Source organism: Pseudoalteromonas rhizosphaerae (assembly GCF_902498845.1).
In the GTDB taxonomy this organism is placed as follows: Bacteria; Pseudomonadota; Gammaproteobacteria; order Enterobacterales; family Alteromonadaceae; genus Pseudoalteromonas; species Pseudoalteromonas rhizosphaerae.
This window is the reverse complement of record NZ_CABVLM010000010.1, coordinates 17,890-33,014: the sequence shown is the minus strand read 5'-3', so window position 1 is coordinate 33,014 and position 15,125 is coordinate 17,890. Positions and strand designations below refer to the sequence as shown.

The window sequence follows — 15,125 nt, the reverse complement described above, 5'->3', positions numbered from 1 at the left end:
TTTGTGCCTAACTATAATTATAGCTAGTTTTACTTACTATACTTTGACGATATTCATTGCTCGGACTTAGATCCTATCGCACCTAAGCCATTAATTATATAAATATGATTGATTTCGAGTATAAATGTGGTGAATGTTGGTGCGACTGCAATGAGTACTTTTCGGTGTTGGATGAGCCTTTATAATTTTTGGCCACAAAAAAAAGGGCTGAAAATTCAGCCCTTACTATATGTTATGTAAACTTATAGGTTATCTAAGAAACGCTCAGCATCAAGTGCTGCCATACAGCCAGTACCCGCAGAAGTGATTGCTTGACGGTAGATATGATCAGACACATCACCTGCAGCAAAAACACCTGGTACACTTGTTTGTGTTGCATTGCCGTTAAGACCAGACTCAACTACTAGGTAGCCGTCTTTCATTTCTAGCTGACCTTCAAACATATCGGTGTTTGGCTTATGGCCAATGGCAATAAATACGCCCGCTAACTCAATTTCTTCAGTGGCTTCTGAGTTTGCATCCTTGATACGAACACCGGTAACACCCATTTGGTCGCCCAGTACTTCATCAAGCGTACGGTTATAATGCATGACTACGTTACCGTTTGCTGCTTTTTCAGCGAGGCGATCGGCTAAGATTTTTTCACTGCGGAAGCTATCACGACGGTGAATTACATGTACTTCATCAGCAATGTTCGATAAATAAAGCGCTTCTTCAACCGCGGTATTACCACCGCCAACAACCGCCACTTTTTGACCTTTATAGAAAAAACCATCACAGGTTGCACAGGCTGACACACCACGGCCTTGGAAGTTAGTTTCAGACTCTAGGCCCAAGTACTTAGCAGATGCACCCGTTGCAATGATCAGCGCATCACACGTGTAAGTACCTTGGTCACCCGTTAATGTAAATGGACGTTTAGTTACATCAACAGTGTGTATGTGATCAAAGACAATTTCAGTTTCAAAACGCTCGGCATGCTCTTTCATACGATCCATTAATGCTGGACCTGTTAAACCGTGAGCATCGCCCGGCCAGTTTTCAACTTCAGTCGTTGTTGTAAGTTGACCGCCTTGTTGCATACCGGTGATCAATACCGGGTTTAAATTTGCGCGTGCTGCGTAAACTGCTGCAGTGTAACCCGCAGGTCCAGATCCTAAAATTAGCAACTTACAATGTTTTACTTCACTCATGTTTTTATATCCTAAACGTTTAATAGCGTATTAATGCGCTCGATTTTAAGAGAAACAAGAGGGAAGTAAATAAAAGCGGCGATTATTTTTTTTTCTAAATCACAAAGCTGTCAAATATTGTGTACTAGAATCATGATAAGTGTACGATTTGTATGATATCTGAGCTATTAATTCAGTATTAACTCAGCATGCGACGTTAATTCATGACCAAGCTGTGTTTTTTTGATATGTTTTAACTAATTTTGATTTGTGACCCTGATTAAGGGTGACCTAAGTGAATAGGCAATTATGTTATTTTGGCAGGAAAAACCCGCGTACGGGTTGACTTCAAAAGACGTTAACGTCTTAACCAATGCACAAGAATATCGCACGCATTTACTAGCACTGATTGCGCAGGCAAAAACACGTATTTATATTACGACACTTTATCTGCAAGATGATGAAGCAGGGCGTGAAGTGTTAGCAGCGTTACATCAGGCTTCATTAGCAAACCCCGCATTAGATGTAAAAGTGTTGGTTGACTTTCATCGTGCTCAACGCGGTTTAATTGGTGCGGCAAAGTCAGATGGTAACGCCAGTTTATATTGTGAATATCAAGAAAAATATCAATCAAATGTACAAATTTTTGGCGTACCAGTAAAAGCAAAAGAACTTTTTGGGGTGTTGCATTTAAAAGGTTTTGTAATTGATGATACGCTGCTTTACAGCGGTGCGAGTTTAAATAATGTGTATTTGCAGTATCAAGAGCGCTACCGGTTAGATCGCTATTTTTTAGTCGAGCAGGCCTCACTATGTGATTCTGTGATTGACTTTATTGAACATGAATTGTTGAGTTCTGAAGCCGTTCCACGTATTGATGTGCGGCCTTTAACAAAGTTTAATGATATTAAAATCGCACAAAAACAATTGATGCGTTCATTAAAGCAAGCTAACTACGCTCACAGTGTGGAGCAAAATGAGCAAGCACTTGGCGTGCGACTATTTTTAGGACTGGGACGACGTAATAACGAGCTCAATCGTGTGATCAAATCCTTATTTGATGCCACCGAGCAAGAGTTAGTGCTGTATACCCCATACTTTAATTTTCCTGCACCGTTAATGCGTTCATTGCGCCGCTTACTAAAACAGGGCAAGCAAGTAACAATCGTAGTAGGCGATAAAACGGCGAATGATTTTTACCTGCCACCAAGTGAACCATTTAGTAAAATAGGTGCTTTGCCATACTTGTATGAAACGATTTTGCATAAATTTTTAAAATCGCAAAAGCGCCATATTATTAACGGTAATTTAAATGTGTATTTGTGGCAGCATGAAAGTAACTCATTTCATTTGAAAGGTATTTGTGCTGATCGTAAATATCATTTATTGAGTGGCCATAATTTAAATCCTCGTGCCTGGGGATTAGATATCGAAAATGGCATTTTATTAGAAGATCCTGAGCAAAGTCTCATGCCAGCAATCGACAATGAAAGAGCCGAGATATTACAACACTGTCGTCGTTTAAACGGTGCCGAAGATTTAGAAACCATGGACGATTACCCGCCAGCGGTTAAAAAACTGCTGGGGCAAGCTAAGCGTGTCAAAGTTGATTTTATTATTAAGCGTTTTATTTAACGCAAAGTTAGAGACTAAAATGTAAGTACTATAAAAGCAGCGTTTACGCTGCTTTTTGTTGATTTAGCCTCGGAGCTGTTGCCCAACTCCGCTACAATATTTTTGCAAAACTGATGATGGTTATTTTAATATTCAAAGGAATTAACAATGCTTATTAAATCCGCCGAGCAAAAAGATTACGCCTCTTTAATTGAGATCTGGGAAGCTTGCGTTTCTCATACCCATGACTTTTTAACCCAACAACACATAGATGAACTGAAACCATTGATTTTGGCACATTATTTTGATGCTGTTAGTCTTTTTTGTTGTAAAGACAACAGTGGAAAAATAATTGGGTTTATTGGCGTTGCTGGCGGCAATATTGAAATGCTGTTTGTTGAGCCGACTTTCTTTGCGAAGGGGGTTGGCACGTTCTTAATTAATTACGCGATTGATAATTTAGCGGCAACTCATGTTGATGTTAACGAGCAAAACCCTAAAGCCCATGGTTTTTATTTAAGTAGAGGGTTTGAGCAAATAGGGCGCTCTGAATTAGATGGTCAAGGAAAGCCGTTTCCGCTGCTACATATGCGTTTAGCAAAAGTAGTTGAGGCTGACTAAATGGAACTGGTGATTTCAGATTCAATAACTTTAAAGCCATTAGATATTAGTCACGCAGTTGAACTTTACCAAGTTATCGCCGATAGTCGGGAAAATCTGAGTCAATTTTTACCTTGGGTGGATTACGTAATAGATGTTAATTCAACTAAACGTTATATATATGAACGACTACACAGCGGTAAAGCAGGTTCTCAGTGGTTTGCGGTATATATAGAGGATCGCTTAAGCGGTGTATTTGGTATTAAACACATTGATCCTGACAGTAAGGGTGCTGAATGCGGTTATTGGTTAGCTGATTTTGCACGCGGGCAAAGAGCCATGAATCAAGTGCTTACTAAAATAGTGCCTTATATAAAAAATAATAGTCATGCAAAAGTGATTGAGTTTTGTTGTTTAGAGGATAACTTAGCGAGTATAAAGGTTGTGCAACGCGCAGGCGCACAATTTAAATATTATCAAAAAGAGACATCAATCTTCCTTGCTAATCAGCAACAGCAGCGTTTGGGTGTTTATGAAATAAAGCTAACATGATCTGTGTTCATGGTAAGTAAAAAAAGCGCAATACAATTGATATCGCGCTTTATTATTCTCGCTAACTCGCTAAAACGTCCACTCAACATGAAATTGCGGTACCGACTCAGTGGTATCGGTCCCTAGCTTATTGTGCCAATATTGCCACTCAAGGCCAAGTAGTAAGGTATTTTCTTTCATGCTGATGGCATTACCCAAGTCCCAAGTAATGATAGGCTGCGCTAAGATCCACGCCTTAACATCTTCACCAAATTCATTTTCGCGCTCAGCAATATATTCAACATGGCCAGTTACATTAAATTTTTGTGAACCAATCGAAAACGGGTAACCCCATGCAACATCTAGCATCCAGCTGTTAGTTTCAATAGGCGCGCCGCCACGGGCAACACCCTCGTTATCATCTATATAGGCCGTAACTAGGGTTGATAAAAAACTAAATCCTGGCGCTTGCCAATTTACTTTAACACCGGGTAAATACTTCAATACCTTAGCATCACCTGCGGCGTTAAAGCCCGCTGTTAATCCAACGTCAGCAATAGCGCCAAACGAAAAGTCATTACCGGTTATTTTAGAAAGGCTAAAAGTTGAATACCATTCGCCATAAAAGTCACGGTCTTGATAGCCATCATCAACATTATCATTAATGTAATCTATGAAGAAAAAGTTATCACCATAGTCATAGCCAGAGGCGTGTTGCAGTGAAGCGATTGATGTACCTGATTTTTGTTCAGTAAATGGGTTTTTAAAATCGCCGTAGTTTAAATGTAGTTGCGTTGTGCTCCAATTTGCAGCAAAGCTAGATGTACTAACTGCACAAAGGGCGACTAAAGATAATGTTGATTTTATATTCATAACTATATGTTTAATGGGGAGTAAAGTGCAAAGTATAGCAGATACGCCCAAACGTGAGCACATCTGCTTAAGTATTTATGCCTTATTTCGGCGTAGACAAATTACAGCTATAGCAGTAAATGCCAATATAAAGCAGTAGTAAGATGAGGTTGATACTTGCCACGGGCTAATTTTAAATGTTGCGCCAAGTAGTAACGCTTGTGCACCATAAGGGAGAGATCCTTGCGTAACACAGGCGAAAATATCCAGTAAGCTTGCTGAACGCTTACCGCTGATCTCACCATCATCGGCAAGTTTTTTGGCGATAGGACCGGCAACAATAATCGACACGGTATTATTCGCTATACATACGTTGCTGGTCATAACTAGCGCGGCAATACCTAGTTGATCTGCCACTTTTCGGTGCCATTTTGCAATGACTTTAGTAATGGCTTGAATCTTTTGCGCGATATAATCAAGGCCACCGTTAATGCGAATAAACTCAGATAAGCCACCAATAAACATCGACAGCAAGAATATTTCTTGCATATCAGTAAAGCCCTTATAAATGTCTTTTACAAAGCTGGCTCCTTCATAACTGCCAGTAAAGCCCATCAGTGCCGCAAATATAATACCGCTGAACAGCACCACAAATACATTAAAGCCCATCACCGCTAGTACTAAAATAAATGCATAAGGTAGTACTAATAGAATATCGTAATCTTTAGTTTCTACTGCTTGAGCCGCAGGAGTTAAAAAGAATAATAAACCAATAGTGAGGATAGCTGCTGGTAATGCGATTTTTAAATTCTCACGGAATTTATCTTTCATCTCACAGCCTTGGGTACGCGTTGCAGCAATGGTGGTATCAGAAATAATTGATAAGTTATCGCCAAACATCGCACCTGACACAATCGTACCGGCCATTAATGCTGGATCAATACCGGTTTTAATAGAGACCGCATACGCAATCGGGCCAATCGCCCCGATAGTGCCCATTGAAGTACCCATGGCCGTAGATACTACCGCTGCAATTAAAAATAAGCCCGGTAAAAGTAATGTTGGTGGAATAAGTGATAAACCGGCGTTAACAACCGCATCCACGCCGCCTGTTGCACCTGCGACGGCAGAAAATGCCCCAGCAAGTAAATAAATTAAGCACATGGTAATGATGTTGTTGTGACCGGCACCTTTTATAAAGGTTTCTACACTGTGGTTAATGGTGTTTTTATTTAACATAAACGCCAGCATAATCGCCGGTAAAATAGCAACAGGGGCAGGGAGCTGATAAAAAGCGTAATCGACCCCTTGTGATTGCAGGTATAAACCCGCACCTAAAAATAAGGCCACAAAGGTTAATAGGGGGAGCAAAGATAGTTTTGCTGTTGTTTTATTAAATGATGGCTGCATCATATTCCTCGTTAGATAACTTCTTGCACAACTAACACAGCCAAAACATCCCTCTTTTAGCTGAATTTAGTTGTCATACCTACCACAATGATAAGTACCTCAACAGCGCCCGCAAGCCAAAGACCAAATCGGCGCAAAGAAAGAAGTTTAAATGTATAGATGGCTAAAGTCTATGGGTATCTGTTATTATTATTTTTTAAAAGGCTTACCTGACTATTACACGAGTTTTAGATAAAATCTAGCCAACACAAAAAATGCATAGGTTATTAATATGAATCGAATAGGCGTATTTGGCGCAAACGGAAGAATGGGGTTGGCATTAATTGAAGCCGCTCACAAAAATAATCATACCGAGCTTAGTGCAGCCTATGTACGCAGCAGTTCTCCCTTATTAAATATTGCCGTTAATCAATTAAATAGCGCAGCACCTGCGACAATTAATTTTAGTGATGAACGCAACGTTGACAATACCGATGTACTGATTGATTTTACGCTCCCAGCGGGTATGCGTGAGCATTTAAAAACAGCTGTTGCACAAAATATCCCGATGGTGATTGGCACCACCGGTTTAAATGACGACGATATGCTGGCGTTACAAACGGCTGCCAAGCAGATTCCTATTGTGTTTGCGCGAAATTACAGCGTAGGCGTAAATTTACTGTTGAATTTAGTGCAAACCGCCGCCACTAAATTCGGTGATGATTTAGATATCGAAATTTTTGAAGCGCATCATCGCCATAAAATCGATGCGCCATCAGGCACTGCACTTGCCATTGGTGAGGCAATTGCCGATGCAAAAGGGTGGGTGCATGATGAGGTTGCGGTATTTGATCGCAGCCGATTAGAAACAGAAAAATCGCAAAATGAAATTGGTTATTCGGTGCTCCGAGGCGGAGATATAGTTGGTGAACATACCGCATATTTCGCAACTTCTGGCGAAAGGCTTGAATTAACTCATAAAGCAAGTTCTCGAATGACCTTTGCATTAGGCGCAGTAAGAGCTGCGGGCTGGTTGAAAAATAAGCCTGCAGGACTTTATGACATGCAAGATGTCCTCGACTTGAAGTAGTTTAGTTACTTTTTTGGGTGTTTGGTGGCTTTTTTGGCTTATAGGGCTTATTTTTACTGATTATTGAAATAGGGTTAGACCTAAAAGGCAAATTACTATAAAATAGCGCTAATTTGCCAAAAATTCATAATTGCGTGTTTCCAATCGCTATAAACGGGTAGTAAAGCAAATGACTTTACTCCCGTTTTTTACTGTTAGGAGGTTAACTTGACTAAATCCGCTCTGTTAGTTCTAGAAGACGGCACAGTGTTTCGCGGTACTGCAATCGGCGCTGACGGCATGTCTGTCGGTGAAGTAGTATTCAATACATCCATGACTGGTTATCAGGAAATTCTGACTGACCCTTCATACGCGGAACAAATCGTAACTTTGACGTACCCACACATAGGTAATACGGGTACTAACAGCGAAGACGAAGAAGCGAGTCACATTTGGGCTAAAGGCCTAGTGATCCGTGATTTGCCACTGCTAGCAAGTAATTTCCGTAACGAGCAATCGTTAGATGATTACTTAAAAGAACGTAATATCTTAGGTATTGCAGACATCGACACTCGTAAGCTTACCCGTATTTTGCGCGATAAAGGCGCTCAAAACGGTTGTATTATTGCAGGTGACGAATTAGATGAAAACCAAGCGCTCGCAGCTGCGCAAGCCTTCCCAGGCTTAAAAGGTATGGATTTAGCGAAAGTAGTATCAACCAAGGAAAATTTCGAGTGGCGTGAATCAAGCTGGACATTAGGCGCAGGGTTCAAAACTCTAAACGCAGCCGATGAAAAGTTTCACGTTGTTGCTTATGATTTCGGTGTGAAGCGTAATATTCTCCGTATGCTTGTAGACCGTGGTTGTAAATTAACCGTTGTACCTGCACAAACCTCGGCAGCTGACGTGTTAGCACTTAACCCAGATGGTATCTTTTTATCGAATGGCCCGGGCGATCCTGAACCGTGTACTTACGCCATTGAAGCAATTAAAGCCTTTTTAGAAACTGAAATTCCTATTTTTGGTATCTGTTTAGGTCACCAATTGTTAGCCCTTGCCTCGGGTGCAAAAACAGTGAAAATGAAGTTTGGTCATCACGGTGGTAACCACCCAGTGAAAGATTTAGACCGTAACGTAGTAATGATCACTGCGCAAAACCATGGTTTTGCTGCCGATGAAACAACGTTACCAGATAACCTTCGTGCTACGCATAAATCGTTATTTGACGGAACGTTGCAAGGTATTCACCGCACCGACAAACCTGCTTTTAGCTTCCAAGGTCACCCTGAAGCAAGCCCAGGTCCACACGATGCAGCCCCATTATTTGACCACTTCATCGATTTGATGCAAGCGCGTAACAACTAATTAAACCGGAGTAACAATGCCAAAACGTACCGACATAAAAAGCATTCTTATCCTAGGCGCAGGCCCGATTGTAATCGGCCAAGCCTGTGAATTTGACTACTCTGGTGCTCAAGCGTGTAAAGCACTTAGAGAAGAAGGCTATCGAGTTATTTTAGTTAACTCAAACCCTGCAACAATTATGACCGATCCTGATATGGCTGATGCGACCTACATCGAGCCAATTCATTGGGAAGTGGTAGAAAAAATCATTGAAAAAGAAAAGCCAGATGCAGTGCTACCTACAATGGGTGGTCAAACCGCATTGAACTGTGCGCTAGAACTAGACAAGCACGGTGTATTGGCAAAGCATGGTGTTGAGCTAATTGGCGCAACAGCTGATGCAATCGATAAAGCAGAAAACCGCGAACGTTTCGATATCGCAATGAGAAATATCGGTTTAGAATGCCCGCGTGCTGAAATTGCCCATTCAATGGATGAAGCAAAAGACATCATCAAACGCATTGGTTTACCGTGTATTATTCGACCTTCTTTCACTATGGGCGGCACCGGCGGCGGTGTGGCGTATAACTTAGAAGAGTTTGAAGAAATTTGTGAACGCGGTTTAGACCTTTCTCCAACCAGCGAGCTATTGATTGATGAATCATTGATCGGTTGGAAAGAGTACGAAATGGAAGTTGTGCGTGACAAAAACGACAACTGCATTATCGTTTGTGCAATTGAAAACTTTGACCCAATGGGTGTTCATACTGGCGATTCAATCACCGTTGCTCCTGCGCAAACATTAACTGACAAAGAATACCAATTAATGCGTAATGCCTCTATGGCAGTACTGCGTGAAATTGGTGTTGAAACAGGTGGCTCAAACGTACAGTTTGGTGTTAATCCAGATGACGGCCGTATGGTTATTATCGAGATGAACCCACGTGTATCACGTTCATCAGCACTTGCTTCAAAAGCAACCGGTTTCCCGATTGCTAAAATCGCGGCTAAGCTAGCGGTAGGCTACACACTTGATGAGCTACAAAATGACATCACCGGTGGTAAAACACCTGCGTCGTTCGAGCCATCAATTGACTATGTAGTCACAAAAATTCCTCGCTTTAACTTTGAAAAATTTGCTGGTGCAAACGACCGTTTAACCACGCAAATGAAATCTGTAGGCGAAGTAATGGCGATTGGTCGTAACCAACAAGAGTCGTTACAAAAAGCATTACGTGGTCTGGAAGTTGGCGCAACGGGTTTCAACCCAATCGTGGCACTTGACGATCCGAAAGCGAAAGAGAAAATCATCCGTGAATTACGTGAGCCAGGCGCTGAGCGTATTTGGTATATTGCTGATGCAATGCGTCACGGCATGAGCGTTGAAGAAGTGTTTCAGTTAACCAAAGTTGACCGTTGGTACTTAGTACAGATTGAAGACATCTTAAAAGACGAAGCTAAAATTGCCGAAGTGGGCATGGCTGGCTTAAGCGCTGATTTCCTTCGTAAGTTAAAACGTAAAGGTTTTGCTGATCCTCGTATCGCTGAAATTGCCGGTGTGTCTGAAGCTGAAATTCGTAAAAAGCGTCATTTATTAAACATCGTGCCAGTATACAAGCGCGTTGATACGTGCGCTGCAGAGTTTAGCTCTGATACTGCATACATGTACTCAACGTACGATGAAGAGTGTGAAGCTAACCCATCTGATCGTGATAAAATCATGGTGATTGGTGGCGGTCCTAACCGTATCGGCCAAGGTATTGAATTTGATTACTGTTGTGTTCACGCAGCCCTTGCACTACGTGAAGACGGTTACGAAACTATCATGGTTAACTGTAACCCTGAAACGGTTTCTACCGACTACGATACGTCAGACCGTTTATACTTTGAACCAATTACCCTTGAAGACGTACTTGAAATCGTACGTGTAGAAAAGCCTGTTGGTGTAATCGTGCAATACGGTGGTCAAACACCACTTAAACTTGCCCGTGAACTTGAAGCTAACGGCGTGCCAGTAATTGGTACTTCACCAGATGCGATTGACCGTGCAGAAGACCGTGAGCGTTTCCAACAACTTGTTGAGCGTTTAAACCTGCTTCAGCCTGAAAATGCTACTGTTACTTCAACTGAAGAAGCGATTTTAAAATCAGCTGAAATTGGTTTCCCACTGGTTGTACGTCCTTCGTATGTACTAGGTGGTCGCGCAATGGAAATTGTGTATGACGAGCAAGACTTACGTCGTTACATGACCGAAGCCGTATCTGCATCAAATGAAGCACCAGTACTACTTGACCGTTTCTTAGATAACGCGATTGAAGTTGACGTTGACGCAATTTGCGACGGCGAGCAAGTGATCATCGGCGGCATCATGGAACACATTGAACAAGCGGGTGTTCACTCAGGTGACTCAGCCTGTTCATTACCAGCCCATTCGTTATCACAAGAAGTGCAAGACGTAATGCGCAAGCAAGTAACTGACATGGCACTGGAGCTTGGCGTGGTTGGTTTGATGAATACACAGTTTGCTGTTAAAGATGGCAAAGTGTACTTAATCGAAGTAAACCCACGTGCAGCGCGTACGGTACCGTTCGTATCAAAAGCGACCGGTGTGGCACTTGCAAAAGTAGCGGCACGTTGTATGGCGGGTCAATCTTTAGCAAGCCAAGGCATTACTAAAGAAGTGATACCACCTTACTACAGCGTAAAAGAAGTGGTATTGCCATTTGCTAAGTTCCAAGGTGTGGATCCTATCCGTGGCCCTGAAATGCGCTCTACTGGTGAAGTAATGGGTGTCGGTGATACATTCGCCGAAGCCTTTGCAAAAGCACAATTAGGTGCAAGCAACACTTTACCACGCGGTGGCCGCGCGTTACTATCTGTGCGTAATAGCGATAAGCCACGTATTGTTGAACTAGCTAAAACCATGACAGACCTAGGTTTTGAACTAGATGCAACAGGTGGCACAGCCGCTGCACTTGAAGATGCTGGTATTGCAGTACGTCGTGTAAACAAAGTATTTGAAGGTCGCCCGCACATTCTTGATAGAATCAAAAATGGCGAGTATAGCTATATCGTTAATACTACCGAAGGTCGCCAAGCGATCGAAGATTCGAAGGTGTTACGTCGTGGTGCATTGCAACACAAAACTAACTATACAACGACCTTGAATGCGGCATTTGCTAACTGTACTGCTAACCAAGCAGACGACCGCAGCAAAGTGACGTCAGTTCAAGAACTACACCTGCGATTGAACTAAGGAAATGTGCCAAGGCCGTTTATCGGCCTTGGGATTAAGTGAGAAAAGTATGCAAACAATTCCGATGACAGTTCGTGGCGCAGATTTAATGCGCAAAGAACTTAACGAATTAAAAACAGTTACCCGTCCAAAAATTGTATCTGATATTGCAGTTGCACGTGAACATGGTGACTTAAAAGAAAACGCTGAATATCACGCAGCGCGTGAGCAACAGGGTTTTTGCGAAGGCCGTATTCAAGAAATTGAAGCTAAGCTTTCAAATGTACAAATCATTGATGTGACTAAACTACCAAATACGGGTAAAGTTATTTTTGGTACCACAGTAACAATCGTTAATGTTGAGACTGATGCTGAAGTTAAATACCAAATTGTTGGTGATGATGAAGCAAGTATTAAAGATAACCGTATTTCGGTTAATTCACCGATTGCCCGTGGTTTAATTGGTAAACAAGCAGATGATGCTGTGATCATTAAAACCCCGAAAGGCGACGTGGAATACGAAATCATTGAGGTTGAGTACATTTAATTACTTTACTCATTTTCACGTTTTTAAAAACCGATGCTTGCATCGGTTTTTTTATGCCATAAACAATCTCGACATTTCTTAATAAATTGGGTACGTTAAGCTAACGTATTGATAATTTGCAGATGTTGATGACAGCAATTACTTTTCCTGACGCATTAAAAAACGGCGATAAAATTGCCATTTGCGCATTTTCATCCGGTGTTGAGAGTATCTTTCACCCACGCCTGGAACGCGTACTTTCTGGCTTAACACGCCGTGGCTACCTAGTAGTCGAAGGTAAATGCTTAAGACAACAAAGTAGCCCAGCAAAACAACGCGCTGATGAGCTAATGGCGTTCTTACTAGATGACAGCATTGCCGCAATTATGCCGCCGTGGGGTGGTGAGCTTGCCATGGAAGTACTTCAGTATATTGATTTTAATGCGGTTAAGTCTGCCAAGCCAAAGTGGTTAGTAGGTTTTTCAGATGTGAGCACGTTTGCTTGTATGCTTACAGTGCGATGTGGTTGGGTAACACTTCATGCTGCAAATCTAATGCAATTACATCCCAACGAGAAAGACAATTACTGCTTACAAGTTTTTGATGTTCTGGCGCTTGAGAAAAATAGCTATTTCGAGCAGGTGCCTGCCAAGTATTATCAGAATAAAGTGATTGATTACGCAAAAGAGCCAGATGCATTATTTGATTATACTCAGCCGAGTCAATGGCGCTGCCTAAACTATCAAGACTCAAGGCAAGTAGAGCTGACGGGGCGGTTATTTGGTGGCTGTTTAGACTCACTTAACGTGTTACTGGCTTCTCCATATCTTGATCTGCATAACTTTAAGCAAACATATGCGCCAGAAGGTTTACTACTTTATTTAGAAAATGCAGAGCTTTCACCTACAGCAGTGGCTCGTACTTTAATGGCGTTGCGGTTAAATGGTGTGTTTGCTGATATTAACGGTATTATTCTGGGGCGTAGTGCTTTGCTTAGCTCTCCAGAGCAAACTATTGATTATTACCAAGCCCTTGAGCTTGCGTTAGGTAATTGTTTATTCCCAGTTATCATCGACGCTGATATCGGACATGTTGCACCCAATTTATGTTTAGTGAATGGTGCGTTTTGCAGTTTTAAAGCCACTATAGATAAAGGCTTAGTCTTCAATGCGAGCCTAGTGACCACTTTGAAATAGAACTTCGTACCTAATTGGTGATAAAGATGCATATTAAGGCAATGGCGTTAATATGCATTTTTCGCGATACGTAATTATTTTGAATCAGATAACCTTTCGACTAATTCAACACGTCGATTCAGCTCTCGACCTAATTCGTTTTTGTTAGTGGCTGCGGGAGAATAGGGGCCAACACCTTGAGGTATTAATCTTGTTTTAGCGATACCATAGTCAGCAATTAAAGCTTTAACTACCGCATCAGCCCGACGTTTAGAAAGGTCTAAATTATATTCAGCAGAGCCTTTATCATCTGTGTGACCAACAACATACAAACTCAATCCCTTATTTTTTTCTAAAACTTGCGCAATGACATCCAATGATTGTTTAGATTCAGGCTTTATGACCGCTTTATCGTAGTCAAATAACACCCCATAGATTGAGGCTTTACCTTTTTGCTTAAGTTGCTCTAACACTTTATCGCTATTTGTCTCTATTAACCCAGTTAATAATGGCTCGCTCCGCATCACTACAAGCTGAATACGAGAATCGCCTTCATAGTTACCGATGAAAAAAGCTACATAGGTAGTTTGGCCCTCAACAGTACTTTTCATAACTTGGTATCGAGGTTGGCGCCAGTAATTATAAGCTTGTTTTACAGCGAGCTTATCACCTAACTTTTGTAAATCCTCACGGATTAATCTATCTCTGGTGTTACCACTGCATGTATCTTTTTGACAAGAGAATACCGTTTCAAACCCTGCTTTTACTAAAGCACTTAGATAATTATGATAAATTTTTAGCGTTGACACCCTGTTTACGACATAAGTAATTTGGGTTAAGTCTCCGGTAACGTCTAGCATTGGCAGTGTCTTTGTTTTTGTATCAACAATACCAACAGGAATGCTGAATTCTTCATAATCAACCTGTTTGTAATCTTCAATATAACTACTAGGGTAGCGACTTATTAATGGATGATCTGCTGAGCCCCCTTTATCTTTACGGGGTGCCTTGGTTATCTGTTTACTATTGTGTTTGGTAAATGCGTCAAAATTGGCAGTGACAAGTCCTGATTCAATGTCTTTTATATCCACTGTGGTTAATAATACTCGCGTCGTATTTTTATACTGACCAACAAATAACGAAATAGCAGCATCGAGGGACTCATCCCCTTTTGTGGCGAAAATATAGTGAGGTTGTTGGAATTGATTACTAGGGTTAAAGTAGCTAGACTTTTCAGCTAATAATTTTCTTTGTTCACGTTTATCTCCTGAATAACAATCACTTAAAGAACATGTATAAACCACTTTAAAACCAGCATCACTTAACGCACTTTCATAATTTTTTGTTACCTTTAACGAAGCAACATTTTTTATCGTATAAGCGTAATGGCCTGTATCACCAATGAATTTTTTATACTCAAATTGTTGAGACTTTTCTGCTGTAGCAACAAACTTTGTAACAAGGCGAGTTTCCTCACCCGCTAAAATAACGGAATTCTCCAGCTTGGCACTTGGATAGGGGGAAAGCAAAGGCTCTGCGTGTAGGTTAAATACACATATTAGGGGGGCGATACAAAATATAAGTACCTTGGTTATTTTGTTATTCATTGAAATTCCTT

Annotated in this window: 12 protein-coding genes; 8 read left to right on the top strand and 4 right to left on the bottom strand. The window is 41.3% G+C overall.

All coding sequences use genetic code 11. From position 1 onward, the window contains the following. Positions 1-242: 242 nt before the first annotated feature. Complete coding sequence (trxB, locus tag PSR9079_RS15525) at positions 243-1,193, bottom strand: thioredoxin-disulfide reductase (RefSeq protein WP_149982342.1); 951 nt, start codon at positions 1,191-1,193, stop codon at positions 243-245. 288 nt (positions 1,194-1,481) lie between these two features. Here trxB and pssA point away from each other — a divergent pair, with 288 nt between their 5' ends. From pssA to PSR9079_RS15510, 3 genes are all read left to right on the top strand, one after another. Further along, a complete protein-coding gene (gene pssA, locus PSR9079_RS15520; RefSeq protein WP_149982341.1) occupies positions 1,482-2,807 on the top strand; it encodes a CDP-diacylglycerol--serine O-phosphatidyltransferase in 1,326 nt (441 codons plus the stop codon). Between the two features lie 147 nt (positions 2,808-2,954). Then, positions 2,955-3,407 carry a GNAT family N-acetyltransferase gene (locus PSR9079_RS15515; protein ID WP_149982340.1) on the top strand — a complete coding sequence of 151 codons (453 nt, stop codon included), beginning with the start codon at positions 2,955-2,957 and terminating at the stop codon, positions 3,405-3,407. Beyond that, positions 3,408-3,938 carry a GNAT family N-acetyltransferase gene (locus tag PSR9079_RS15510; RefSeq protein WP_149982339.1) on the top strand — a complete coding sequence of 177 codons (531 nt, stop codon included), beginning with the start codon at positions 3,408-3,410 and terminating at the stop codon, positions 3,936-3,938. 69 nt (positions 3,939-4,007) lie between these two features. On the opposite strand, the gene PSR9079_RS15505 is transcribed toward PSR9079_RS15510, so the two are convergent. Next, complete coding sequence (locus PSR9079_RS15505) at positions 4,008-4,790, bottom strand: nucleoside-binding protein (protein ID WP_149982338.1); 783 nt, start codon at positions 4,788-4,790, stop codon at positions 4,008-4,010. A gap of 75 nt (positions 4,791-4,865) precedes the next feature. Next, positions 4,866-6,179 carry a Na+/H+ antiporter NhaC family protein gene (locus PSR9079_RS15500; RefSeq protein ID WP_149982433.1) on the bottom strand — a complete coding sequence of 438 codons (1,314 nt, stop codon included), beginning with the start codon at positions 6,177-6,179 and terminating at the stop codon, positions 4,866-4,868. Positions 6,180-6,450: 271 nt separating this feature from the next. Between PSR9079_RS15500 and dapB the strand changes: the two genes are divergently transcribed. The 5 genes from dapB to PSR9079_RS15475 all read left to right on the top strand — a co-directional run bounded on the left by dapB (position 6,451) and on the right by PSR9079_RS15475 (position 13,528). Further along, positions 6,451-7,248: a 4-hydroxy-tetrahydrodipicolinate reductase gene (gene dapB, locus PSR9079_RS15495; protein ID WP_149982337.1), complete on the top strand. Its 798-nt coding sequence runs from the start codon at positions 6,451-6,453 to the stop codon at positions 7,246-7,248. A 207-nt stretch (positions 7,249-7,455) separates the two neighbouring features. Next, positions 7,456-8,592: a glutamine-hydrolyzing carbamoyl-phosphate synthase small subunit gene (carA, locus tag PSR9079_RS15490; RefSeq protein ID WP_145233083.1), complete on the top strand. Its 1,137-nt coding sequence runs from the start codon at positions 7,456-7,458 to the stop codon at positions 8,590-8,592. Positions 8,593-8,608: 16 nt separating this feature from the next. Then, positions 8,609-11,827 (top strand): carbamoyl-phosphate synthase large subunit, encoded by a 3,219-nt coding sequence (gene carB, locus PSR9079_RS15485; RefSeq protein ID WP_149982336.1) that lies wholly within the window; start codon positions 8,609-8,611, stop codon positions 11,825-11,827. A gap of 49 nt (positions 11,828-11,876) precedes the next feature. Beyond that, entirely contained in the window at positions 11,877-12,353 is a 477-nt protein-coding gene (gene greA, locus PSR9079_RS15480) for a transcription elongation factor GreA (RefSeq protein ID WP_145233085.1), read from the top strand. A 128-nt stretch (positions 12,354-12,481) separates the two neighbouring features. Continuing rightward, on the top strand, positions 12,482-13,528 hold the full coding sequence (locus tag PSR9079_RS15475) for a S66 family peptidase (protein WP_149982335.1): 1,047 nt from the start codon (positions 12,482-12,484) through the stop codon (positions 13,526-13,528). A 74-nt stretch (positions 13,529-13,602) separates the two neighbouring features. Here PSR9079_RS15475 and PSR9079_RS15470 read toward each other — a convergent pair whose 3' ends face one another. Then, positions 13,603-15,114 carry an OmpA family protein gene (locus PSR9079_RS15470; protein WP_149982334.1) on the bottom strand — a complete coding sequence of 504 codons (1,512 nt, stop codon included), beginning with the start codon at positions 15,112-15,114 and terminating at the stop codon, positions 13,603-13,605. Positions 15,115-15,125 lie beyond the last annotated feature (11 nt).